Here is a 24,487-nt window from a genome sequence, read left to right as displayed (position 1 = left end):
GAGCCGCCGTCCGCAGTAGAATTCCGCGGCGTGACCGAGTCCACTCTCCCCGAGCCCGCCCTGCCGTCCGTCTACGACCCGGCGGCGGTAGAGGCGCCGCTCTACGAGGGCTGGGTCGAGCGCGGCTATTTCGAGGCCGACGAGAAGAGCGACAAGCCGCCGTACTGCATCGTCATCCCGCCACCGAACGTCACCGGGTCGCTGCACCTGGGGCACGCGTTCGAGCACACGCTGATCGACGCGCTGGTGCGGCGGCGGCGCATGCAGGGCTACGAGGCGCTGTGGATGCCCGGCATGGACCACGCCGGCATCGCCACCCAGAACGTCGTCGAGCGTGAGCTGGCCAAGGACGGCGTCTCCCGCCACGACCTCGGCCGCGAGGCGTTCGTCGAGAAGGTCTGGGAGTGGAAGGCCGAGTCCGGCGGCCGCATCCTCGCGCAGATGCGCCGGCTCGGCGACGGCGTCGCCTGGAGCCGCGAGCGGTTCACCATGGACGACGGCCTGTCCCGCGCCGTGCAGACGATCTTCAAGCGGCTCTACGACGACGAGCTGATCTACCGGGCCGAGCGGATCATCAACTGGTGCGTCCGCTGCCACACCGCGCTCTCCGACATCGAGGTCGAGCACAGCGACGACGACGGCGAGCTGGTCTCGATCCGCTACAGCGACGACGTCGTCGTCGCGACCACCCGTGCGGAGACGATGCTCGGCGACACCGCCGTGGCCGTGCACCCCGACGACGAGCGGTACAAGCACCTCATCGGCACCGAGGTCGAGCTGCCGCTGACCGGCCGGCGCATCCCGATCGTCGGCGACCCGCACGTCGACCCGGCATTCGGCACCGGCATGGTGAAGGTGACGCCGGCGCACGACCCGAACGACTTCGAGATCGGCCGCCGGCACGACCTCCCGATGCTCACGATCATGGACGAGCGGGGCGTCATCACCGCGCACGGCCCGTTCCAGGGGCTGGACCGGTTCGAGGCCCGGCCGGCCGTCGTCGCCGCGCTGCGCGCAGAGGGCCGCATCGTCTCGGAGAAGCGGCCGTACGTGCACGCCGTCGGGCACTGCTCGCGGTGCAAGACCGTTGTCGAGCCGCGGCTGTCGCTGCAGTGGTGGGTTCGCGTGGGCCCGCTCGCGAAGGCCTCCGGCGACGCCGTCCGCGACGGACGCGTGGCCATCCACCCGAAGTCGATGGAGTCGCGCTGGTTCGGCTGGGTCGACGACATGCACGACTGGTGCATCTCCCGCCAGCTCTGGTGGGGGCACCGCATCCCGGTCTGGTACGGACCTGCCGGCGAGGTCGTCTGCGTCGGCCCCGACGACGACGTCCCCACCGGCGAGGGCTGGGTGCAGGACGAGGACGTGCTCGACACGTGGTTCTCGTCGGCGCTGTGGCCGTTCTCGACGCTCGGCTGGCCGGACGAGACCCCGGCGCTGGAGAAGTTCTACCCGAACCAGGTGCTGGTCACCGGCTACGACATCCTGTTCTTCTGGGTCGCCCGGATGATGATGTTCGGGCTGTACGCGCATGCCGGCGCCGGGCCCGAGAAGGCGATTCCCTTCCACACGATCGCGCTGCACGGCATGGTCCGCGACGAGCGCGGCAAGAAGATGTCCAAGTCGTTCGGCAACGCCGTCGACCCGCTGGACTGGATGGACGCCTACGGGTCCGACGCCCTGCGGTTCACGCTGGCGCGTGGCGCCAACCCCGGCGCCGACGTGCCGATCGGCGAGGACTGGGTGCAGGCCTCGCGCAACTTCTGCAACAAGCTGTGGAACGCGACCCGGTTCGCGCTGATCAGCGGCGCGCGCGTCGGTGAGCTGCCGCCGTCGGAGGAGCTGACGGCCGCCGACCGGTGGATCCTGTCGCGGCTCAACACCGTCCTCGCCGAGGTCGACGCGCAGTTCGAGGACTACCAGTTCGCCAAGCTCAGCGACACGCTCTACCACTTCGCCTGGGACGAGTTCTGCGACTGGTACGTCGAGCTGGCGAAGACGCAGCTGGGCGGCGACGCGGCCGAGAACACCCGGCTGGTGCTCGGGCACGTCCTCGACCGGCTGCTGCGCGTGCTGCACCCGGTGACGCCGTTCGTCACCGAGGCGCTGTGGACGACGTTGACCGGCCAGGAGTCGCTGGTGGTGGCGTCCTGGCCGGCGGCGGACGCGGCACGGCACGACCCCGCGGCCGAGGCCACCGTCGGCGAGCTGCAGCGGCTGGTCACCGAGGTGCGCCGGTTCCGCAGCGACCAGGGCCTCAAGCCCGGCCAGAAGGTGCCGGCCCGGGTCACCGGCGGCGCCGCGGAGCACGAGGCGGCGTTCCGGTCGCTGACCCGGCTCACGGCGCCGGAGGACGGCTTCGCCGCCACCGCGCAGGTCGTCGTCGGCGCCGTCACCGTCGAGCTGGATCTGTCCGGCGCGGTCGACGTCGAGGCCGAGCGCAAGCGGCTGGGCAAGGACCTCGCCAACGAGCGAAAGGCGCTGGAGCAGGCGCTGCGCAAGCTCGGCAACGAGCAGTTCCTCGCCAAGGCCCCGGAGTCCGAGGTCGACAAGGTCCGCGGCCGGCGCACCGCCGCCGAGGCCGAGATCGCCCGGCTCGAGGCCCAGCTGGCCGGGCTGCCGCAGGGCGCCTCGTGACCGACGACGTCCTCGCCGGCATCGAGGCGCAGCTGCTGGCCCGGCGGCCGGAGTCGCGGGTCGAGCCGTCGCTGGAGCGGATCCGCGAGGTCCTTGACCTGCTCGGCAACCCGCAGCGCGGGTACCCCGTCCTGCACATCGGCGGCACCAACGGCAAGACGTCGACGGCACGCATGGCCGACGCGCTGCTGCGCGAGCTGAACCTGCGCACGGGCCGGTACACCAGCCCGCACCTGCAGTCGGTCACCGAGCGCATCGTCATCGACGGCGAGCCGATCGCGCCGCAGCGCTTCGCCGCCACGTACGACGAGATCAGGCCGTACCTCGACCTCGTCGACTCCAAACACGACGTCGCGCTGGGCTACTTCGAGGTGCTGACGGCGCTCGCCTACGCCGCGTTCGCCGACACTCCCGTCGAGGCCGCCGTCGTCGAGGTCGGCATGGGCGGCGCGTGGGACGCCACCAATGTCGCCGACGGCCGGGTCAGCGTCATCACGCCGATCGCCATCGACCACATCGAGTACCTCGGCGACACGCTCGAGGAGATCGCCACCGAGAAGGCCGGCATCATCAAGCCCGGCGGGTACGCGATCCTCGGCCCGCAGACGGCGACCGCCGCGCAGATCCTGCTGGCCCGCGTCGCCGAGACCGGCGCGACCGTCGCCCGGCAGGGCCTGGAGTTCGGCCTGCGCGGCCGCGAGATGGCCGTCGGCGGGCAGGTCATCGGCCTGCAGGGGCTGACCGGCCCGTACGACGAGATCTTCCTGCCACTGCACGGCGAGTACCAGGCGCACAATGCCGCCGCGGCGCTGGCCGCCGTCGAGGCGTTCGTCGGGGGCGGCCGTGAGGCCTTGGACGCCGATCTGGTGCGGGCCGCGTTCGCCCGGGTCACCTCGCCCGGCCGGCTGGAGCCGCTGCGCCGCGGTCCGGTCGTCCTCGCCGACGCCGCGCACAACCCGGCCGGCGCGGCGGCGCTCGCGGCGGCCCTGACGGAGGAGTTCGCCGGCACCGCGCTGGTCGCCGTCGTCGCCGCGATGGCCGACAAGGACGTCGAGGGCATCCTCACCGAGCTGGAGCCGGTGGTCGAGGCGGTCGTCGTCAGCGAGAACTCCTCGCCGCGCACCATGCCGGTCGACGAGCTGGCCAACATCGCCGTCGACGTGTTCGGCCAGGATCGCGTGCACCAGGCGGTGCCGCTGCCCGAGGCGATCGACGCCGGGCTGGCCCTGGCCGAGCGGGAGGAGTCCCTCGGCGGCTACGGCGTCGTCGTCACCGGCTCGGTCGTGACGGCGGGCGACGCGCGGGTGGCGTTCGGGGCGGCGCCGTGAACCGGATCGCCGCCACCATCCTGTCGGTCCAGGTCATCGTCGTGCTGCTGGCCGTCCCCGTCGCGATCAACATCGCCGACGTCGGCCGCGGCCCCGCCTGGCTGGCCGGCGGCGGGATCGCGCTGCTGTGCGTGCTCGGCGCTGCGACGGTGCGCCGCGGCCGGCTCGGCTACCTGCTCGGGACGGTGGCGCAGGTGGGCTCCGTCGCCGCCGGCGTCGTCGTGCCGCAGATGCTCATCCTCGGCGGCATCTTCGCCCTGCTGTGGTTCGTCCTGCTGCGCATCGGCCCGCAGGTCGAGCGGGAGAAGGCGGCGCGCGAGGCGCAGCAGGACGGATGACGGGCGGATCGGTGGCGTCAGAGGACCACCGAATCGCCCGCCATCAGATGGGCGGCGCGGGTGCGTCGCCGAAGCCGTGGAAGCTGCGCGAGTCGACCTCGACCACGAGCCGGGCCTGGTGCCAGCAGGCGTCGGGACGGATGCCTCGGTGGCCGGGCAGCGGCTGGTTCCAGCGGGGTTCGGGGAGCAGACGGCTGGTGCGGACGAGGTCGCGTAGCTCGCACTCCGGCGCCGACCGGCAGCCGGCCTCGATGTCCTTCATCGCGATGCGGGCGAGCGCACCGCCACGCCGTGGTGCGGCGGCGACTTCGGCGCGCAGGTCGCCCAGCGCGGCACAGCGTCGTTGGACGGCCTCACACATGAGGGCGCGGGTGTTGCGCAGCGCGAGGTCGCGGTGGTGGCCGGGGTCGTTCCAACAGCCCGGACAGCCGTCCGCGCTCGAACAACGCGGCCGCCACTGTGCCGGCAGCGACGCCCAGCGGACGACGGTCTCGACCACCGCACGTGCGGGTGGGACGACGGGTATGACCCCGGGGACCGGTCCATGGTCGGCCTGGTCCAGTAGGACATGGAGCGGCGCGTCAGCAAGATCCTCGTCGATCCAGGCGCGTGGTTCGGGTGGCCGGGTGGTCCGGCAGACGCGCACGAAGCCCTTGCTGCGACGGGCCGACTCCCACGGAACCAGCACATCGATCCAGTCGCCCGCCACGGGTCCGTACTCCAACCCGCTCATCTGGCAGGCCCACGCACCGCTGATCGCCGCGCCGGACTCGCCGTGCAGGATCGCAGCCCGCCGCCGGTGCTGAGGTGCAAGTGGGCCGTTGAAGGTCGCGTAGATGCCGGGGAGGACGCGCTGCCACGGCCCGCCGGCCCGGATGGCATGACGCACGGCGTCGCGCGTGAGCCCGGCGGCGAGCGCCTGCCGGCGGGTGATCAGGCCGTCCTGTGCATGGGCGAGGACCAGCGCGGATGCGGGAGCCACCTCGTCATCCTGCACGCCTGAGGCCATCGGAAAACCGGGAATCCGCGGCCTGTGGATAACCCATGACGGATGGTTCGGTGGCGCCTCAGGACCACCGAACCACCCGCCGTCGTGAGCTAGAGCCCGGGGAACCAGAGGTCGAGCTCGCGCTTGGCCGCCTCGGGGGAGTCCGACGCGTGCACGAGGTTCTCGGACTTGGACAGCGACAGGTCGCCGCGGATGGTGCCGGGGGCGGCGGCGCGGCCGTCGGTGGCGCCGTTCATCGCGCGCACGACGTCGATCGCCTGATCGCCCTGGAGCACCAGCGCGACCAGCGGGCCGCCGGTCACGAACTCGCGCAGTGCCGGGTAGAAGCCCTTGTCGACGTGCTCGGCGTAGTGGGCGTCCGACAGCGTCGGGTCGATGGTGCGCAGGTCCATCGCGACGATGGTCAGGCCCTTGCGTTCGTAACGGGCCAGAATCTCCCCGACCAGGCCGCGGCGGACGGCGTCGGGCTTGATCAGGACGAGCGTGCGCTCGGACACGGGTGCTCCTGTGCGGTCGGTTGATCGGCAACGCCCCCGACCTTAGCCAATCCGCCGGTCACAGCCCTCATCAGGTGCGTACGGCGGCGCGATGAAAGAGTCATGAAAGTGGCCGCCGGTAGCGTGCGCCGTGCCGGCGACCATCCGGCAGGCGGGAGCGGTAGGGCACCTCATGGCGGGGACAACGCAGACGACCGACGCGGCCAACGAACGGCAGCGAGCACGCGACCAACGCGGCATCCGCAGCACCCAGCGGGTCCGTGCCGAGAACACCCGGCTGCCGTCGCCGCCCCGGCAACGCCGCCCGGCGCTGGCGGCGCTGGCGGTGCTGCTCATCGTCGGCGGCGCCGCGATCGCCGCGCTGCTGGCCATGCGGGTCGACGAGCGCACGCCCGTCCTGGTGCTGACGCAGCCGGTCGCGGCCGGCGAGCGGATCCCCGCCGAGGCCATCGGCACCACCCAGGTGGCCTCAGAGAACACCCGGCTCATCCCCGAGTCCCAGCTCGACGATGTGACCAGCCGGTACGCCCGGGTCAGCCTGGCCGAGGGCCAGCTGCTCGACACCACCATGCTCACCCAGCAGGCGCCGCTGACGGAGGGACGGGTCGCCGTGGGCGCGTTCCTCGGCCAGGGCTTCCTGCCGGCCCGTGGCCTGCAGGCCGGCGACATCGTCGACCTCGTCTCGATCGTCACCGGCGAGGGCGAGGCCGTCGTCGAGGGCGCCCGGGTCGCCTCCGCGCGGACGGCCGAGGGCGCCGGCCAGGGCGGCGGCTCCGGCTCGATGGTGACGCTGCTGGTCGACCGCGCCGACGCCGCCACCATCGGCGGCCTGGCCGCCACCAACCAGCTGGTCGTCACGCTGGTCGAGCGCGGCACGCCGTTCGAGTCCGAGGAGTGACCGGGTGCTGATCGCGTTCGCGTCCGCCAAGGGCTCCCCGGGGGTGACCACCACGGTCAACGCCCTCGGGGCGATCTGGCCGTACGAGGTGGTCGTCGCCGACTTCGACCCGGCCGGCGGTGACCTCGCGCTGCGGCACCGCGACGCCGAAGGCGAGCCGCTGGATCCCGAGCGCGGCCTGCTCTCGCTGGCCGCCGCGGCCCGCCGGGGCGTCGCCGAGGCGCACCTGGCCGAGCACCTGCAGACGGCCGACGGCGGCCTCGACGTGCTCGCCGGCGTCACCCGGCCCGAGCAGCTCACCGGCATCGGCGCGGTGTGGCCCGCCCTCGGCACGATGCTCAAGGCGATGCCGGTCGACGTGCTGGTCGACTGCGGCCGGATCGTCCCGGGCACGCCGCTGCTGCCGGTGCTGAACGCCGCCGACGCCGTCATCTTCGTCGTCCGGCCCGGCATCGAGTACTACGCGCACCTGCGCGAGCGGCTGCGCTGGCTGGCCGAACCGCTGCACATCGGCGCCGCCGGCAGCATCCCGGTCGGCATCGTGCTGGTCACCGAGAGCCGCGACACCTCCGGCCCGCGCGACCTGGACCGGCTGCTGCAGCACGACGGACACCAGGTCACTGTGCTGGGCCGGATCGCCGACGACCCCAAGGCGGCCGGCGCGCTGGCCGGGCGCTGGAGCCGTCGCATCGACCGGTCCCTGCTGGTCCGGTCGGCCCGCGAGCTGAGCGAGTCGGCGCGGCGGCTGGCCGAGGCGCACGCGCGCATCCCGAGCAGGAGCTGACCACGGTGGACCAGAACCTCGTCCGCACCCTCCGCGAGGAGGTGGCCGACACCCTCGCCCGGCAGCGCCGCGACGACGCCGCCAACGGCGTCCCGCCGATGAGCGGCGAGGACGAGCGGCAGTTCGCCCGCGCCGTCATCAGCCGCGTGCTCGACGCGCACGCCCGGGCCGAGATCGGGGCCGGCCGCACGCCGCCATCGGCCGAGGAAGAGGAGGAGATCTCCTCCGGCATCCACGCCGCGCTGTTCGGCGTCGGCCGGCTGCAGCCGCTGCTGGACGACCTCGACGTCGAGAACATCGACATCAACGGCTGCGACAACGTCTTCATCCAGTACTCCGACGGCCGCGAGGTCAACGGCGCGCCGGTCGCGGAGAGCGACGACGAGCTGGTCGAGCTGGTGCAGATCCTCGGCGCCTACTCCGGCCTCACCAGCCGCCCGTTCGACTCCGCGAACCCGCAGCTGGACCTGCGGTTGCCCGACGGCAGCCGGCTCTCGGCCGTCATGGGCGTCTGCGCCCGGCCGGCCATCTCGATCCGCCGCGCCCGGCTGTCGCGGGTGCACCTGGACGACCTCGTCCAGTACGGCTCGGTGACGGAGGAGCTGGCGGCGTTCCTGTCCGCCGCGGTCGCCGCCCGGAAGAACATCATGATCGCCGGCGCCACCAACGCCGGCAAGACGACGATGCTGCGAGCGCTGGCCAACGAGATCCCGGCGAGCGAGCGGCTGATCACCGTCGAGCGGGCGCTGGAGCTGGGTCTGGGCGAGTTCGCCGACCTGCACCCGAACGTCGTCGCGTTCGAGGAGCGGTTGCCCAACTCCGAGGGGCAGGGCGCCATCACGATGGCCGAGCTGGTCCGCCGCAGCCTGCGGATGAACCCCAGCCGGGTCATCGTCGGCGAGGTGCTCGGCGACGAGATCGTCACCATGCTCAACGCGATGAGCCAGGGCAACGACGGCTCGCTGTCGACGATCCACGCGAACAGCTCGATCGAGGTGTTCAACCGCATCTCGACCTACGCGATCCAGTCCGTCGAGCGGCTGCCGGTCGATGCGACGATGATGCTGATCGCCGGCGCCATCGACTTCGTCGTGTTCGTCGAGAAGCGCAACGAGTTCGCCGAGGGCGGCCGGCTGCGCCGGTTCGTCTCCAGCATCCGCGAGATCAACGGCGTCGACGGCCGGGTGCTGTCCAGCGAGATCTTCGCCGCCGGCCCCGACGGCGTCGCCGTCCCGGCCGCGCCGATCGCCTGCATCGACGACCTCATCGCGGTGGGCTACGACGCCAACGCGGGCGTGATCGCGTGAGCCCCACGATCCTGCTCATCACCCTCATCGGCGCCGCCATCGGCGCCGCGGTGCTGCTGCTGATCATGGCGATCCGCGGCACCGAGCCGCGGCCGCCGACGCCGGGCTCGTCCCGCTCGCTGGTCGAGCGGCTGGGACGGCAGACGGTGTACGGCATCATCGCCGGCATCGCGGCGCTGGCGCTGACCCGGTGGCCGGTCGCCGCGGCCGGCGCCGGCCTGTTGGTCGCGTTCTGGCCGGCTCTGTTCGGCGGCGCGAAGGAGGAGCGCACCGCGATCGCCCGGCTGGAGGGCCTGGCGTCGTGGACGGAGTCGCTGCGCGACACGATCGCCGGCGCCGTCGGCCTGGAGCAGGCCATTCCGGCGACGGTGTACGCGGCGTCGCCGTCCATCCAGCCACAGCTGCGGCTGCTGGCGGACCGGCTGCGGATCCGGATGCCGATGCCGGAGGCGCTGGAGCGGTTCGCCGACGACCTCGACGACGCCAGCGCCGACCTGGTCGTGTCGGCGCTCATCCTCAACGCGCGGCTGCGCGGGCCGGGCCTTCGTCAGGTGCTCTCGTCGCTGGCCGACTCCGCGCGCGCCGAGCTGGACATGCGCCAGCGGGTCATGGCCGGCCGGGCCAGCACCCGCCGCTCGGTGCAGATCGTCGTCGGCGTCAGCCTGTTCTTCATGGTCGGCTTGTCGATCATCAACCGCGACTTCGTCGAGCCGTACAACTCGCCGGTCGGGCAGATCGTGCTCGGCGTCGTCATCGCCATCTTCGCCATCGGTTTCCTCTGGATGCGCCGGCTGGCCAAGTTCGAGATGCCGGCCCGCTTCCTGGTCACCGCCCAGCCAGTGGAGGTGCGGGCGTGACGCTGATCCTGGTCGCGGGCGCCATCGCCGGCGCGGGCGCGCTGCTGCTCGGCTACGTGCTGTCGGTGCCGCGGGTCAACCCGGCGGCGGCGCTGGCCCGGCTCGACGCCGAGCGCAGCCGGGCCCGTCGCGACCGGATCACCGCCGCGGCCAGCACCGGCGGCACCGGCGAGTCGGCGGCGCTGCGCCGGTTCGGCGGCCGGCTGCGCGGCGGGCTGGAGGGCGTCGGGCTGAACCTCGGCTCGCTGCGCCGCGACCTCTCGCTGCTCGGCCGCTCGTTGGAGGGCCACCTGGCGACGTCGGTGCTGGCCGCGCTGGTCGGCTTCCTGATGCCGGTGGTGCTGGCCGCGATCTTCTCGGCCGCGGACATCGGGCTGAGCATCCCCGCGGGCACCGCCATCGGGCTGGTGCTGGCGCTGATCTTCGGCGCGATCCCGACGCTGTCGGCCCGGTCCAGCGCGGCCGACCGCCGCCGCGACTTCCGGCACGTCGTCGGCTCCTTCCTCGACCTCGTCGCGATGAACCTGGCCGGCGGCCGCGGCGTCCCGGAGGCGCTGCAGGCGGCGTCGTCGCTCAGCGACGGCTGGGCGATGGTGCGCATCCGCGACACGCTGCTGAGCGCCCGGCTGCACGGCGTCACCCCGTGGGCGGCGCTGGGCGAGCTGGGCGACGAGGTCGGCGTCGACGAGCTGCGCGACCTGGCCGCCGCGCTGGCGCTGGTCGCCGAGGACGGCGCCAAGGTGCGCGAGTCGCTGGCCGCGCGGGCCGGCTCGCTGCGCCGCCGTGAGCTGGCCGAGATCGAGGGGAAGGCCGGGCAGCGCTCGCAGTCCATGCTGGTCGCGCAGCTGGTGCTGTGCTGCGGCTTCCTGCTCTTCCTCGTCTATCCCGCGTTGATGGGGGTGCTGGACCAGAGTTGACCCCCGAACGCGGCCCGAACCCACGACACATCTGGAGACCACTTCCATGAACCTGAACCTCTCGCCATCGCACCCGCTGGGCTGGCTGCTGCTGAGCCTGCGGGTGCACACCGAGCGGGCCCGCAGCGCTCCGGAGCGCGGCGCCTCGGCGATCGAGTTCGTCATCATCACGGCGATCCTCGTCGCGCTGGCCGCGGCGGTCGGCGTGGTGATCTACAACCTGGTCACGGACGAGGCCGACTCCATCGACATCCCCGACGCGCCCGGTGGCGGCGGCGGGCTCTGAGCGCACCATGAACGTCGTCCAGGCGCGCATCGCACGAGTGCGATCGAGACCACAGCGGGGAGCGAGCTCGATCGAGCTCGCGCTCTACACCCCGATCATGTTCTTGATCATCTTCATCATCGTGCAGTTCTCGCTGACCTGGCACGGCAACCAGATCGCGGCGGCCGCGGCCCGGGAGGCGGCCCGGGCGGCGCGCATCGGCGGCGGCACGCCGGCGGCCCTGGCCGCCGCGGAGGAGCGCGGCCGCGAGTACGCCGAGATCGTCGGCAACGGCCACCTGGTGATCACCTCGATCGAGGCGATCCAGGTGGGCGAGAACGTCCGCGTCACCGTCCGCGGCCGGTCGACGGAGATCGTCGACAACCTGGCGCCCGAGGTCTCGCAGACCATCGAGGGCCCGATCGAGCAGTTCGTGCCGGACCTGTGATCACCAGACTGCGGGCCGCGCGTGCGGCGAGGAGAGAGGAGGGATCCATGGCCATCGAGGTCGTGATCCTCGCCCCTGTCCTCATCGCGGTGATGATGCTGGTCGTCGGGCTCGGCCGGTACGTCGACCGGCGCGGCGACGTCGAGGCGATGGCCCGTGACGCGGTGCGCTCGGCGTCCATGCAGCGCGACGTCTCGTCGGCCCGGCAGGCCGCGCAGGCCATCGTCGACAGCACCCGGCCCAGCGGCGTCACCTGCGCGCCGATCCAGCTGGGCGGGACGTTCGCGCCGGGCGAGATGATCAGCGTCCGGGTCAGCTGCCAGGTCAGCTTCGACGGGCTCGGGTTCGCCGGCTTCCCCGGCAGCGCGACGCTCGAGGGGGAGAGCTTCGCACCCATCGACCAGCTGCGGGGGTCGCTGTGAGGCGGGCGGCGCGCTCGGAGCGCGGCGCCATCAGCGCGATGGTCGTCACGCTGATCGTCATGCTCTTCATGCTGGCCGGGCTGGTCGTCGACGGAGGGCTCGCCGTCAACGCACGGCAGCGCCTCTACGACGACGCCGAGCAGGCCGCCCGGACGGCGGCCAACCAGATCGACATCGAGACGCTACGGGAGACCGGCCAGGTGGTCCTGCTGGAGAACGCGGCCCGGCAGGCCGCCGTCGACTACATGACCGCCCGCGGCTACGGCGCCGGTCAGGTGACGGTGAACTTCGACGGCGACGAGGTGTCCGTGCACGCCGAGGACCGGGTGAACACGTCGCTGCTGCAGCTGATCTTCATCGAGGACTTCCCGATCGAGGGCGAGGCCACGGCGCGACCGGCCGTCGGCATCACGGGGGAACTGCCATGAGCGAGAGCAGGGGACGGCGGGCGGCGCGGCCGCAGGGCCGCGGCGAGCGCACCGGGCGGCCGGTGTCGCCGGTCGAGGCGTCGGCGACGGCGACCGCGTCGCTGCGCGAGATCGGCCCGCAGCGCTTCCAGCAGCGCGGTGTGCCGGAGGCCAAGCGCAGCCTGCCGCAGGCGCTCGCGGCCGGGTTCGCGCTGGCGCTGCTGGTCATCGGCGTGCCGGTGCTGCTGCTGGTGCTGGGCGGGCCGCCGCCGGTGCCGACGTCGCTGCCCGGCCGCGACGACCTCACCGCCACCATCGGCGCCGACCAGCTGGTCGGTGTGCTGCTGTGGGTGGTGTGGCTGGCCTGGCTGCAGTTCACCATCTGCGTGCTGATCGAGCTGCGCAGCGCGGTCCGCGGCGTCGGGCTGCCCGGCCGGGTGCCGCTGTCCGGGCCCACGCAGCGCTTCGCCCGCGCGCTGGTCGCGTCGGTGCTGGTCGCGACCGCGGCGGTGGGTCAGGCGGCGGCCGCGGCGCCGGCCGCGGCGCCCGAGGCGCCACCGGTGAGCGTCAGCGCGGAGGCCTACGACGGCCAGGCCGAGGTCACCGTCACACCGGAGGCGCCGGCCGCGGCGCCGGCCGCCGAGGCCGACGTCGTGTACCGCCTGGGCGACCTCGTCCTCGACCCGGAGGAGGGCGCGGCGCTGGTCGGCCAGAAGGTCTACATCGTGCAGCCGCCGGACGGCCGCTACCACGACAACCTCTGGGACATCGCCGAGCGCACCCTCGGCGACGGCCGCCGCTACCAGGAGATCTTCGAGCTGAACCGGGGCCGCGAGCAGCCCGACGGCCACGAGCTGTCGCTGGCGCGCCTGATCTACCCGAACTGGCTGCTGATCGTGCCGGCCGACGCCGCCGGGGTGGACGTGGTGACGGCGGAGACGCCGGCGCCGGAGGTCCCGCCCCCGCCGCCGGCCACCCCGCCGGTCGCGCCGGAGGAGGGCGGCGGCTACGGCCAGGAGGGCATCGGCGAGGCCGGGGCCGGCTTGTTCGCCGACTTCGTCGCCACCGGCGAGGCCGAGTCTGCCAGCACCACCCCGCACGCCGGGCTGATCGACGCCGGGCTGCTGGCCGCGGGCGTGCTGGCGGCACTGGAGCTGGTCCGGCGCCGGCGCCGCACGCCGGAGCCCGGCGGCGACGAGGTCGAGGCCGAGGTGGCGCTGCGCATCGGCGCCGACCCGGACCGGGCCCGCTGGCTCGACCACGCCCTGCGCCAGCTGGCCGCCGGCTGCCAGGAGGCCGGCCGGCCGCTGCCGCCGGTGTACACCGCCGTCGTCGACAGCACGTCGGTCGAGCTGCTGCTGGCGCCGGCCCGGGCCGACGCGCCGGAGCCGTGGAGCGTCCTCGACGAGGGCCGCCGCTGGATCCTGAACCGCGCCGACGTCGCCGTCGACCCGGAGCTGCGCGGCCGGGTGCTGGCGCCGTACCCCGGTCTGGTCTCGCTGGGCCGCAGCGGCGACCGCGACGTCCTCGTCGACCTCGAGGCTGCCGGCGGCCCGATCTGCATCGACGGCGACCCGGAGGCCACCTTCGAGGTGGTCACCGCGCTGGCCGTCGAGCTGGCCACCAACCAGTGGTCCGATCACCTGCGGGTCACCGCCGACGGCCTGCCCGACGCGCTCGGCGTCTTCGACCCGGGCCGGCTGCGGCTGGTCGACGGCGTCGAGCCGCTGCTGCCGGAGCTCGCCGCCCGCCGCGCCGACCGGCTCGGCGCCGACGTGCTCACCGGCCGGGTCCGCCCGGGCGGGGCCGGCAGCTGGATGCCCGAGTACCTCGTGCTCGGCACGCCGCCCACCGGCGAGCTGGCCGAGCAACTCGTCGCGCTGACCAACGCCGCCGGCCGGTCCCCGCTCGGCGTCGTGTGCGCCGGCGATGTGCCGGGCGCGCGCTGGCGCATCCACGTCGACGCCGCCGGCACGCTGGAGCTGCCCGCGCTGGGCCTGTCCGTGCGGGCCAACCAGCTGTCCTGGCGCAGCATCGAGGCGCTGGTCGGCCTGGTCGACCCGGAGCGCAGCCACGACCCGGACCCGGCCGGCCCGAACTTCAACGAGGCGTGGCTGCCCGACGTCCGCCCGGAGGTGCCGCAGGTGCGGACGCTGGTCTCCGAGGCCGAGCTGGCCACGGCGCCGGTGCGGGTCTACGTCCTGGGCCCGGTGGTGGTGCAGGCCCGCACCGAGATCGAGGCCGAGCGGCGCGAGCTGGCCACCGAGATCGTCGTGCATCTGGCGCTGCACCGCGAGGGCGTGCACCCGACGGTGCTGGCGGCGGCCGTGTGGCCGCGCGGCGTCACCGCGGCGGTGCGCGAGTCCACGTTCGCCCGGGTGCGCGAGTGGCTCGGCGTCGACCGGGCCGGCTCGCCGTACCTGCTGCTGACCGAGGACGGCAGGCTGAAGCTGAGCGACGCCGTCGTCCTGGACTGGGACGTCGTGTGCGCGCTGCTGAGCCAGTCGCGGCAGGTGCGCCGGCCGGCCGAGGAGGCCGACCTGCTGCGCCGCGCGCTGCGGGTGGCCCGCGGCCCGGTGCTCAGCGACCGGCCGCAGGGCCGCTACGCCTGGATCGCCCGGGCGCGCGTCGAACGCGTGGCGTCGGACCTGCTGGTCGACGCCGCGCACCGGTTGTCCGTCCTCACCCGCGACGGCGGCGACCCGGCCACGGCGGCGGCCGCGGCCCGGGCGGGGCTGCGGGTCCGGCCGGCCGAGCAACTGCTCTGGCGCGACCTGATCCTGGCCCAGCACGCGGTCGACGGGCGCGGCGGCGTCATGGCGGTGGAGGGCGAGCTGAGCGAGACCCTCCTCGGCATCGGCGGAATCGAGCTCGCGCCGGAGACGGCCGCACTGCTCGAGGAGCTGGTGCCGGGTGGCGGAGGGAGACATCGCGATCTCGCCTAGTGCGGGCACCCGAATTGTCGAAGGAGGTACCGAGAAAGTCTCGGGATGAATTCATGAATGGGCACAGAATCGGCTGGTCCGAGGCCATCGAATGGCACTCGGTGGGCTTGTCGTTGCCATTCATGAACTACTCCGAGAAAATCTAGGAAAAGGTCGGCGGGACAGTTGCGAAATGCTCGCCGGCCGGTAGAATTACCAGTGTCGTGCCGCACCCGACGCGGTGGGGCGTAGTTATTCAAGAGGGAGCAGAGAACAATGGGTGTTGGTGCAGATCTTCCCACTCTCCGGGAACTCCACGGTACGTTCACCAGGAACTCCGAGTCCGCGGACAACATCAAGAAGGAGGTCGACACCGGCGTCGGTAACGCTGTGTGGACCGGCCGTTACGCGGACGACTTCCGGAATGCCTGGGAGGAATACCGCACGAACCTCGACACGCTGCGCGACGCCCTGACCGGCGCTGCCGACGACGTGCGGATCAACCACAACAACATCGCCGAGGCGACGGGCGAGTCCGACCGCATCTGAGCGGTCCGGACTGGTCGCGGCAGGTCGCCCACATTCTCTCGAAGAATGTGGGCTGCCTGCGCGACGGTACGATTCGCAGTCCGGCCGCGAGGCCGGACACTGAAACGGAGACGGGTACGTGCGGCTGCTGCTGAGCGCCACCGCTTCGGGCGACGGCGACGTCGTCGACCTCGCCGTGGACTGCGAGGACGATGCGACGGTCGCCGACATCGCCCGGCAGCTGGCTGCCCGCGTCCGCCCGGCGGCCGAGCCGCACATCGTCCACACCGCCGGCCGCCATCTCGGCGTCGTCGGCGACAGTGTCCTCGACGATCCACTGGCCGGTGGCGGCCTGCCGCCGGCGCTCTACCTCGGCGGCGTCCCGCTCGACCCCGCCGTCAAGGTGGCGGAGTCCCCGCTGCGCAACGGCGCCCGTGTCGGCGTCGGCACGCCGTTGCCCGACGTGTTCGGCGAGCGCACCGGCGTCGTCCAGGTGCGCACCGTGTCCGGGCCGGGCGCCGGCCGCGTCGACTATCTCTCGCCCGGCAGCCACGAGATCGGCAGCCGGGCCGGCTCCGCGATCCACCTGTACGGCGAGGACACCCCGCCCGTCGCGGCCCGGCTCGACGTCACCGTCGACGGCGCGGTCACGCTGACGCCTGACCCGTCGCTGGTCGGCGTGCTGGTCCCGCCGCCGGCCCGTGAGCGCCGGCTGGAGGGCCCGATCGTCGTTCCGAAGGACGAGGACGAGCCGGCCCGCCGGAAGCGGAAGCGCCGGCGCCGGTTCAAGAAGCGCATGGAGGAGCTGGCCCGGCTCAAACACCCCAACCTCACCGTCGACCCCGAGGCCGACCGCCCCTACCTGCACCTGGACCGGGTCGCGGTGGAGGGGCCGATGGCATGGCCGCCCGGCGCCGCGCTGGTGGCCGGCGACGTCGTGCTGGAGCTGGCGCTGCCGGCCGACCCGGACGCGTCGCTGTCGCCCAGCCCCGGCGGCATGACGCTGGACTACAACCGCCCGCCGCGGCTGCTGCCGCCGCCCCGGCAGACCGAGTTCCGGCTGCCGCACGAGCCGCGCAAGCCCGACAAGGAACCCATGCCGTGGGCCGTCTCGCTGGCCCCGATGCTCATGGGCGGCGCGATGTTCTGGTTCACCCGGTCGCCGTTCAGCCTGATGATCATGGTGATCACGCCGATCATGATGATCTCGCGCTACCGCAGCACGAAGAAGCAGCAGCAGGACCGCTACCACGACGAGATGAAGACCTATGTCGAGCGGATGCGCCACATCGAGAACCAGGCCTACGACGGCCTGGTCACCGAGCGGACCGCGCGCCGGCGCGACCTGCCCGACCCGGCGGCGGTGCTGCTGTTCGCGACCGGGCCGCGGTCGCGGCTGTGGGAGCGCCGCCGCACCGACCCCGACTTCATGCACGTGCGGGTCGGCACCGCCGACGTGCCGAGCGAGGTGTCGCTGACCGACCCGGCGCGCGAGGACCACGAGAAGGTGCTGCACTGGACCGCGCCGGACGTGCCGGTCGGCGTGCCGCTGGAGCAGGCCGGCGTCACCGGCGTCGCGGGCGGCGACGACGTCCGCCGTCAGGTCGCCGGCTGGATCGCCGCGCAGGTCGCGGCGCTGCACAGCCCGGCCGACGTCGACATCGTCGTGCTCTCCGACGCCGGCGGCGGCCCGGCCTGGAACTGGATGCGCTGGCTGCCGCACGTGCGCCGGGGCGAGGACTCCGACGTCATCGCCGGCATCGGCGCCGACGACGAGACGACGAACCGCCGGGTCGCCGAGCTGATGTCGATCATGGAGCGGCGCAAGGCGGTGCTCAACGACCGCAGCGGCGGCATGCTCGCCGCCCGCGACGTCACGTTCCCGCCGGTGCTGGTGCTGCTCGACGGCGCGCGCCGGATCCGGCTGCTGCCGGGCCTCATCACGCTGCTGCGCGACGGCCCGCGCCTCGGCATGCAGTTCCTCTGCCTCGACACCGACGAGCGGCTGCTGCCCGAGGAGTGCAAGGTCGTCGTCGCGATCGGGCCGAACGGCGCCGCGACGGTGCGCCGGACCGGTCACCCGACGGTCGAGGGCATCCGGCTGGACCTCGTGCCGCCGGCCTGGTGCGAGCGGCTCGGCCGGGCGCTGGCGCCGGTGAAGGACGTCAGCTCCGAGGACCTGTCGTCGTCGCTGCCGACGTCGAGCCGGCTGCTGGACGTCCTGCGGCTGGACCCGCCGACGCCGGAGGCCATCGTCGGCTGGTGGACCCGGATCGGCCGGACCACGAAGGCCGTCATCGGCGAGGGCATGGACGGTGCGTTCGCCGTCGACGTCAAGGCCGACGGCCCGCACGGCCTGGTGGCCGGCACCACCGGCTCCGGCAAGTCCGAGCTGCTGCAGACGCTGATCGCGTCGCTCGCTGTGGCGAACCGGCCGGACGAGATGACGTTCGTGCTGGTCGACTACAAGGGCGGCGCGGCGTTCAAGGACTGCAACAACCTCGTGCACACCGTCGGCATGGTCACCGACCTCGACGGCCACCTCACCACCCGGGCCCTGGACAGCCTGGCGGCCGAGCTGCACCGCCGCGAGCACCAGCTGGCACACGCGGGGAAGAAGGACATCGAGGACTACCTCGCCGCCAAGGGCCCCGACGACGAGCCGATGCCGCGGCTGATGATCATCATCGACGAGTTCGCCGCGCTGGTCACCGAGCTGCCCGACTTCGTCAAGGGCCTGGTCGACATCGCCCGCCGGGGCCGCTCGCTCGGCGTGCACCTGCTGCTGGCCACCCAGCGCCCCGCCGGTGTCGTCAGCGCCGAGATCAAGTCGAACACGAACCTGCGCATCGCGCTGCGGGTCACCGACGGCAACGACAGCCAGGACGTCATCGAGGCCAAGGACGCGGCGGAGATCTCCAAGTCCACGCCGGGCCGGGCCTACGCGCGCCTGGGCGCCTCGTCACTGGTGCCGTTCCAGTCCTCCCGGGTCGGCGGCCGGCCGCACCAGCCCGGCGCCGCGGTCTCCGTCGACCTGCGCGCGCTGCACTGGGACGAGCTGGGCCGGGCGCCGCAGAAGAGCGACGACGGCGACAAGGACGAGGACGTGTCCACGCCGACGGACCTGGAGAGCCTGGTCACCGCGATCAACGCGGCGTCGGAGCGGACCGGCGTCACCGCACCGCCGCCGCCGTGGCTGCCGCCGCTGGACGACGTCGTCACGCTCGACCAGGTGCTGGCCGATCCGGCGTCGGTCATCGAGAGCGGCCGCGACATCAGGCTGCCGTTCGGCATCGTCGACGTGCCCCGCGAGCAGCGCCGCACCGTCGCCTTCTACGACCTGTCCGGCGGCGGGCACCTCGGCATCATCGGCGCGCCGCGCAGCGGCCGGTCCACGGTCCTGCGGGCGATCGCCGGCCTGGTCGGGCGCGAGATCTCGCCGCGTGACGTCCACGTCTACGGCATCGACTGCGGGAACAACGCGCTGCTGCCGATGGTCGGGCTGCCGCACACCGGCGCCGTCGTCAGCCGGGACCAGCCGGAGCGGCTGTCGGCGCTGTCCGCGCGGATCCGGGCCGAGATCGGCCGCCGCCAGCAACTCCTGGCCGAGCAGGGCTACTCCGACCTCAGCGAGCAGCGCGCCGCGGCCGCGCCGGACCAGCGGCTGCCGTACCTGCTGGTGCTGTTCGACCGCTGGGAGGGCTTCGTCCAGTCGTTCGAGAACTTCGACAGCGGCCGGCTCATCGACCAGTGGCTGCAGATCCTCCAGGAGGGCGCCGGCGTCGGCGTCAAGGTCGTCATGACGGCCGACCGCACCGCGCTGGTCGGCCGGGTGTCCGCGCTGGTCGAGGACAAGATGATGCTGCGCATGACCGACAACGCCGACTTCGGCACGATCGGCATGCACCCGAAGAAGGTCCCCGAGCACATGCCGGCCGGCCGCGGCTTCCGCGCCGAGGGCCTGCGCGAAACTCAGGTCGCGCTGCTCGACGACGACGTCGAGGGCACCGCTCAGGTCGCCGCGCTGCAGCGGATCGCCCGCGAGGCCAAGGAGCGCCACGCCGACGTGCCGCGCCGGCAACTGCCGTTCCGGGTCGACCAGCTGCCGTCGCGCATCGGCTACCCCGACGCGCTCGCGCTGGTGGAGCGGCCGCTGGCGCCGACGGAGCTGCCGGTCGGGGTCGGCGGCGACACGCTCACGCTGCGGACCCTGGACGCGATCGACCACGGCCCCGGCATCCTCGTGCTCGGCCCGCGCCGGTCCGGCCGCAGCACCGCGCTGCTGACCATGACCCGGTCGATGCTGGAGCGGGACTGGAAGGTGCTGGTCATCACGCCGCGGCGCAGCCCGCTGCGCGACCTGGACGGGCGGCCCGGCGTCGAGGCCGTCATCGACCTCGAGATCGACAAGGACGCGGCGACGGCGCTGTGGGACGGCATGGTCCCGGAGAAGGGCGGCCGTCCGACCGCCGTCGTCGTCGACGACCTGGAGCTGATGGGCGTCGACGGCTGGATGGTCGACCTGCTGACCAAGCACCTGCCGAAGCTGCGCGACACCGGCAGCGTGATCGTCGCCGCCGGCACCACCGACGACCTCGGCAGCAGCTACCGTGGGCCGGCGGCGGTGCTGAAGAAGTCGCGCTCGGGCCTGTTGCTGTCGCCCGGCGCCACCGCCGACGGCGACCACTTCGGCATCAAGCTGCCGCGGTCGCTGACCGGCGGCATGCCGCCCGGCCGCGGCCTGTTCTCCGCCGCCGGCCAGTGGCAGCTGGTGCAGGTGCCGGAGACCACCCTGGAGCAGCACCCATGACGTACGGGCACCTGACGATGAAGGCGAGTGAAGCGGTGTGAGCGAGGTCGACAACCAGTACAAGCTGGCGATGGACGACGTCATGCCCAACGTCCGGGGCAAGGCGATCATCTGCGGCATGGCCTTCTACGAGGCGGAGGACGCGTTGGAGGCGCAGGCGTGGACCAGCACCACCGCCGACGCGTTCTCGACCGCCCTGCAGGGACACCACCGGACCGCCGGCGAGGCCGGCGAGGGCGCGGGCACGGCGCTGGAGAACAGGTACGACAGCGAGCCGGACAAGGTGCCGGACGACGACCCCCGCGCCCACTGGGCCGGCTGAGAACGCATGTCCGTGCGCGTGGCAGGAGTTTGACCAGTGGCCAAGGCCCAGATCATCGTGGAGCAGTTCCGCAACCTCGTCACCGGCGTCGAGAACGGCAGGGAACGCCTGAGCGAGGCGAAGCGCGACCTCACCAACGCTCTGAACCGCTTCGACATCAACCATGACCTCGGCACGCAGGTGCAGGCCGCCATCGACTGGGCCGACACCGAGCTGCCGGGCGTGCGCCGCCGGCTGTCGCTGGCCGAGGCGCTGGAGAACTCGAACCCGGAGTGGCCCGCCGGCAGCGTCGAGATCGAGGAGAGCCAGATCTCCAACGTCCCGCCGGAGGAGGCGCAGCAGAACGGCGAGGACGCGGCGCAGGCGCTGATCGACTCCCGCGGGAACATCTCGCCCGAGCTGGCCGCGGAGATCGCGGCGAACGCGAACGACCCCTACTTCGCCGCCGGCCTGGCCAAGAACATCTCGCCCGAGCAGCTGGCGGCGATCCTCGACACCTACGACGCCATCGCCGAGGCCAGCGGCCAGCAGAACCACGACATGAGCGACGCCCGCAACCAGCTCATCACCGGCCTGGGCACCGTCTTCGGCACCGCGACCCGCAACACCGGCGACCTCGCGATGCCGGCGGACTACGCCGACCAGTGGTCGTCGGCGCTCACCGAGAAGGTCGCCGAGCAGGGCGGCGACGCGCCGGAGAACCAGTCGCAGTACCTCGCGCTGCTGATGTCGAAGGGCGTCTACGGGCGCGAGTTCCTCAACGAGGTCGGCGACGACCTCTACGAGTACGAGAACGAGGGCGAGGACGGCGCCGTGTGGGGGCCGAAGAGCAACCACATGGACCCGGTGGTCGACCCGGCCACCGGCCGCGACGTCACCGACGTCATGGCCCAGTACATGCTGGCGCTGTCGCACAACCCGCTGGCCGCGCAGGACTTCTTCTCCGAGGGCGGCAGCGAGGAGGTGGACGTCGAGGGCACGAAGATGCAGATGAACTCCCGGCTGCAGTACTTCCTGCAGGATCGCACGTGGGACCACAACGCCGACCCCAGCAACGGCGAGTACCTGGGGCTCGCGCTCGAGGCCGCCACCACGACCTACCGCAACGACGACTTCACCGGCCGCACCTCCGCGACCATCGCCTCGCAGACCTTCGCCCTCGTCGCCGACCGCACCGGCGACGACGCCGACGACGGCTTCCTCTTCACCAGCATCGGCGCCAACGAGGGCTGGCAGATGTGGAACGGCCTGCGCGGCCCGATGGCCGACATGATGGCGAACTACGCGCCGGACCTCATGCGCATCGCCCGCACCGGCCAGGGCGACGGCGCCCTGGGCGACGGCTGGGTGGTCGACCCGGAGACCGCGCTGCTCGGCGACGGCGCGCCGTACGGCGCCGCGATGGACCCGGCGCTGATCCAGCAGATCCTGGGCACGTTCGGGAAGTCCGGCCAGGACGAGCACCTCAACACGATCCTCGCCGGGGTCGGCGCGGCGTCGCAGTGGCGCATGTCGCAGGCGCTCGGCGATGCCCTCGACGACGGCACCCCGCCGCCGGCGCCGGTGGCGATGCTGCTCGGCCAGAACGTCCCCGAGCTCACCACGGCCACCAACGAGATGGCCGCGACGCTCGGCTGGGTCATCAACGGCGCGTACCGTGGCGCGCTGGACGAGGAGGACCTGGAGCAGAAGCAGGCCGAGATGCGCTCGCAGATCTTCGGCGCGATCACCTCGCTGCCGGGGCTGGAACCGGCCAGCGAGTGGGGCAAGTTCGCCTTCTCGCAGGTCACCGGCCAGATCGAGGACGCCCTCGGCAACGCCGAGGGCACCGCCAGCGGCGACTTCTCCGAGCTGTCGGCCGGCGAGAAGGAGGATCTGGAGCAGATGATCCTCAACCAGATGCTGGCCAGCGGCTACTTCGACCAGGAGTACATCGACGCCGCCAACCAGGGCGGCGACCGGTACGGCGCGCCCCCGCCGGGCGCGATCAAGCCGGGCAGCAACCCACCCGAGTTCGACTTCGAGAGCGAGGCGTACAACACGTGGCTGCGCGACCGCTTCCCGATGGACTCGTTCCTCAACACGAACGTGTACCCGCCGTTCAACGAGCACCTGAACGCCGGCGCGGACCTCGCCAAATGAGACTGCTGAAGACCGCCGCCGTGCTCGTGGCCGCCGTGCTGGCGGTCGCGGGCTGCGGCGACGACGACGAAGGAGACACCCCCGTGGACACGACCACGATCCCGGCCACCGCGCCCGGCGGCGAGCTGCTGTGCGACTTCCTGCCCGCCGAGAGCGCCGCGCTCGCCGTCGGCGGCGAGGTCAGCGCCGAGGGCGGCCAGGTCACCCGCGACACCGCCGGCGTGCTCACCAGCGCCGGCTGCCGGATCACCGTCGACGGCGGCGACGACGTCGTGCTGCGCGTGCTGGTCGACTACATGATGGGCAACGCCCGGGTCGGCTTCGAGGACGGCCTGGCCGACCCCGAGACCTACCACCAGCTCCCCGACGACCAGGGCCTCGGCTACTCGTTCACCGACGGTGGCGCCGGCCAGGCGCGGCTGTCCAGTGGCGACTACCTCATCGAGGTCACGATCTCCGCGCCGGCCGAGGGCCGCGACGGCGAGGCGGACGCGGTGGCGATCGCCCAGCAGGTCACGCAGACGCTCGAGATCCCGCAGGAGTGGACGCTGCAGGGCACCCCGCCCACCCGCTGACGGCGCCGCCGGGTCCGGGGCGCCGCTTCGTCACCTGATCGTCTTCCGCAGAACGATCAGGTGACGTTGCGGCGGCCGGGCCGCGGGTGTCAGGCCGGGCGGAGCTGCTGGGCGGCGGCCGCGACGGTGGGGTCGTCGCTGTCGCGCAGCGCCGCCCACTGCTCCTCGTAGCCGGCCGGCGGGGCCAGCTCGCCGGTGCCGCGCGACGCGGTCGCGACGGTGGCGGCGGTCAGCTCGGCCAGCTCGTCGTCGCCGGCCGCGACGACCGTGCGCACCAGCGTCTCGGGGTCGGCCGTGTGGGCGAACTCGCGCGCGTAGTACGGGTCGTGCCGGTTCGCCCGCAGGTCGGCGACGAGCTCGCGGGTGCTCTCCGCGTCGCCGGTGGTGGCGAACCGTTGTGCGGCGCCGCGGCCGGCGTCGTAGGACTCCTGGACCGGCTTGGTGCTGACCTGCGACTCGTCGCCGACGTACGGGCGGGGGACCGGACGGTGCTCGGCCGGCTGTGTCCCTACGCCGCCCTCGCCGAGCAGGTCCTGTGCCATCGCCAGCCGCCGCCGCAGGCCCGGCAGCTGCTCCGCGATCCAGTCCGCGACCTGGTCGAACCGCGCCGTCTGTGCGGTGTCGAGGTGCACGCCGGACAGGATCGTGCGCAACTCCTCCCGCAGCGCGACGATCTGCTCGCTGGCCCGCTCCATCGCCGCGACCAGCCGCGTCATCGCCTCGATGTCGATCGAGACGGTCGTCTGCGGTGGTGGCAGCGGCTGCTCCGGGTCCTCGGTCTGGGGCGGGCCGGGCTTGGTCGGGCGCTCGGTGCCGGCGAACTCGTCGGTGACGGGCGGGTCGTCGCCGTCGTCGCTCTCGGCGTACAGCGGCCCGTCGGTCGCCTCGTCTCCGGTGCCGGCCGGTGCGTCGTCGGTGTCGGTGCTTTCTCTTATACACATCTCCGAGCCCACGAGACTAGCGCTCATCTCGTATTCCGTCTTCTGCTTGAAAAAAAAAAAGACTTTTAACCTCCATCCCTTCAATTTGTCAACGAAATTTATTTGCTGCGCTTACGGAAAACAATATAAAT

21 protein-coding genes are annotated in these 24,487 nt (G+C 72.8%); 18 read left to right on the top strand and 3 right to left on the bottom strand.

What is annotated here, in order from left to right:
* Positions 1 to 30 precede the first annotated feature (30 nt).
* From C1I92_RS25695 to C1I92_RS25685, 3 genes are read left to right on the top strand one after another with little or no spacing between them, the layout of a single operon-like run.
* Entirely contained in the window at positions 31 to 2,637 is a 2,607-nt protein-coding gene (locus tag C1I92_RS25695) for a valine--tRNA ligase (protein WP_111257484.1), read from the top strand.
* A complete protein-coding gene (locus C1I92_RS25690; protein ID WP_111257483.1) occupies positions 2,634 to 3,965 on the top strand; it encodes a bifunctional folylpolyglutamate synthase/dihydrofolate synthase in 1,332 nt (443 codons plus the stop codon). Before C1I92_RS25695 ends, C1I92_RS25690 begins: the two co-directional genes overlap by 4 nt.
* The gene (locus C1I92_RS25685; protein ID WP_111257482.1) at positions 3,962 to 4,303 is read left to right on the top strand and encodes a DUF4233 domain-containing protein; all 342 of its coding nucleotides are present in this window, start codon (positions 3,962 to 3,964) and stop codon (positions 4,301 to 4,303) included. The genes C1I92_RS25690 and C1I92_RS25685 overlap by 4 nt, the downstream gene beginning before the upstream one ends.
* A gap of 43 nt (positions 4,304 to 4,346) precedes the next feature.
* Here C1I92_RS25685 and C1I92_RS25680 read toward each other — a convergent pair whose 3' ends face one another.
* Positions 4,347 to 5,285, bottom strand: coding sequence for a type IV toxin-antitoxin system AbiEi family antitoxin domain-containing protein (locus C1I92_RS25680; protein WP_146605285.1), 939 nt, complete (start codon positions 5,283 to 5,285; stop codon positions 4,347 to 4,349).
* A gap of 116 nt (positions 5,286 to 5,401) precedes the next feature.
* Positions 5,402 to 5,809 carry a nucleoside-diphosphate kinase gene (gene ndk / locus C1I92_RS25675; protein WP_111257480.1) on the bottom strand — a complete coding sequence of 136 codons (408 nt, stop codon included), beginning with the start codon at positions 5,807 to 5,809 and terminating at the stop codon, positions 5,402 to 5,404.
* Positions 5,810 to 5,981: 172 nt separating this feature from the next.
* Here ndk and C1I92_RS25670 point away from each other — a divergent pair, with 172 nt between their 5' ends.
* The 15 genes from C1I92_RS25670 to C1I92_RS25605 all read left to right on the top strand — a co-directional run bounded on the left by C1I92_RS25670 (position 5,982) and on the right by C1I92_RS25605 (position 23,415).
* A complete protein-coding gene (locus tag C1I92_RS25670; RefSeq protein WP_111257479.1) occupies positions 5,982 to 6,707 on the top strand; it encodes an SAF domain-containing protein in 726 nt (241 codons plus the stop codon).
* 4 nt (positions 6,708 to 6,711) lie between these two features.
* The gene (locus tag C1I92_RS25665) at positions 6,712 to 7,491 is read left to right on the top strand and encodes a CpaE/TadZ family protein (protein WP_111257478.1); all 780 of its coding nucleotides are present in this window, start codon (positions 6,712 to 6,714) and stop codon (positions 7,489 to 7,491) included.
* A 5-nt stretch (positions 7,492 to 7,496) separates the two neighbouring features.
* On the top strand, positions 7,497 to 8,798 hold the full coding sequence (locus C1I92_RS25660) for a TadA family conjugal transfer-associated ATPase (RefSeq protein ID WP_111257477.1): 1,302 nt from the start codon (positions 7,497 to 7,499) through the stop codon (positions 8,796 to 8,798).
* Complete coding sequence (locus C1I92_RS25655; protein ID WP_199521587.1) at positions 8,795 to 9,655, top strand: type II secretion system F family protein; 861 nt, start codon at positions 8,795 to 8,797, stop codon at positions 9,653 to 9,655. The genes C1I92_RS25660 and C1I92_RS25655 overlap by 4 nt, the downstream gene beginning before the upstream one ends.
* Positions 9,652 to 10,572 carry a type II secretion system F family protein gene (locus tag C1I92_RS25650; protein ID WP_111257476.1) on the top strand — a complete coding sequence of 307 codons (921 nt, stop codon included), beginning with the start codon at positions 9,652 to 9,654 and terminating at the stop codon, positions 10,570 to 10,572. Before C1I92_RS25655 ends, C1I92_RS25650 begins: the two co-directional genes overlap by 4 nt.
* 46 nt (positions 10,573 to 10,618) lie before the next feature.
* The gene (locus C1I92_RS25645) at positions 10,619 to 10,858 is read left to right on the top strand and encodes a hypothetical protein (RefSeq protein WP_199521586.1); all 240 of its coding nucleotides are present in this window, start codon (positions 10,619 to 10,621) and stop codon (positions 10,856 to 10,858) included.
* A 7-nt stretch (positions 10,859 to 10,865) separates the two neighbouring features.
* Complete coding sequence (locus C1I92_RS25640; RefSeq protein ID WP_111257490.1) at positions 10,866 to 11,285, top strand: TadE family protein; 420 nt, start codon at positions 10,866 to 10,868, stop codon at positions 11,283 to 11,285.
* A 47-nt stretch (positions 11,286 to 11,332) separates the two neighbouring features.
* On the top strand, positions 11,333 to 11,707 hold the full coding sequence (locus C1I92_RS25635) for a TadE family protein (RefSeq protein WP_111257475.1): 375 nt from the start codon (positions 11,333 to 11,335) through the stop codon (positions 11,705 to 11,707).
* Entirely contained in the window at positions 11,704 to 12,135 is a 432-nt protein-coding gene (locus C1I92_RS25630) for a TadE/TadG family type IV pilus assembly protein (RefSeq protein WP_199521584.1), read from the top strand. Before C1I92_RS25635 ends, C1I92_RS25630 begins: the two co-directional genes overlap by 4 nt.
* A complete protein-coding gene (locus C1I92_RS25625) occupies positions 12,132 to 15,059 on the top strand; it encodes an AfsR/SARP family transcriptional regulator (RefSeq protein ID WP_111257474.1) in 2,928 nt (975 codons plus the stop codon). The genes C1I92_RS25630 and C1I92_RS25625 overlap by 4 nt, the downstream gene beginning before the upstream one ends.
* Positions 15,060 to 15,314: 255 nt before the next feature.
* Positions 15,315 to 15,587, top strand: coding sequence for a WXG100 family type VII secretion target (locus tag C1I92_RS33500; RefSeq protein ID WP_146605284.1), 273 nt, complete (start codon positions 15,315 to 15,317; stop codon positions 15,585 to 15,587).
* A 118-nt stretch (positions 15,588 to 15,705) separates the two neighbouring features.
* Positions 15,706 to 20,376 carry an FtsK/SpoIIIE domain-containing protein gene (locus tag C1I92_RS25620; protein ID WP_111257473.1) on the top strand — a complete coding sequence of 1,557 codons (4,671 nt, stop codon included), beginning with the start codon at positions 15,706 to 15,708 and terminating at the stop codon, positions 20,374 to 20,376.
* Positions 20,377 to 20,413: 37 nt separating this feature from the next.
* On the top strand, positions 20,414 to 20,698 hold the full coding sequence (locus C1I92_RS25615; RefSeq protein WP_111257472.1) for a hypothetical protein: 285 nt from the start codon (positions 20,414 to 20,416) through the stop codon (positions 20,696 to 20,698).
* A gap of 36 nt (positions 20,699 to 20,734) precedes the next feature.
* The gene (locus tag C1I92_RS34035) at positions 20,735 to 22,840 is read left to right on the top strand and encodes a DUF6571 family protein (protein ID WP_158564280.1); all 2,106 of its coding nucleotides are present in this window, start codon (positions 20,735 to 20,737) and stop codon (positions 22,838 to 22,840) included.
* A complete protein-coding gene (locus tag C1I92_RS25605) occupies positions 22,837 to 23,415 on the top strand; it encodes a hypothetical protein (RefSeq protein ID WP_111257471.1) in 579 nt (192 codons plus the stop codon). Before C1I92_RS34035 ends, C1I92_RS25605 begins: the two co-directional genes overlap by 4 nt.
* 89 nt (positions 23,416 to 23,504) lie before the next feature.
* On the opposite strand, the gene C1I92_RS25600 is transcribed toward C1I92_RS25605, so the two are convergent.
* Positions 23,505 to 24,383 carry a hypothetical protein gene (locus tag C1I92_RS25600; RefSeq protein WP_146605283.1) on the bottom strand — a complete coding sequence of 293 codons (879 nt, stop codon included), beginning with the start codon at positions 24,381 to 24,383 and terminating at the stop codon, positions 23,505 to 23,507.
* Positions 24,384 to 24,487 lie beyond the last annotated feature (104 nt).

Origin of the sequence: Jiangella anatolica (genome assembly GCF_003236295.1) — a bacterium.
Lineage (GTDB): Bacteria > Actinomycetota > Actinomycetes > Jiangellales > Jiangellaceae > Jiangella > Jiangella anatolica.
The sequence above is the reverse complement of the archived record's forward strand: the minus strand, read 5'-3'. Positions and strand labels throughout refer to the sequence as shown.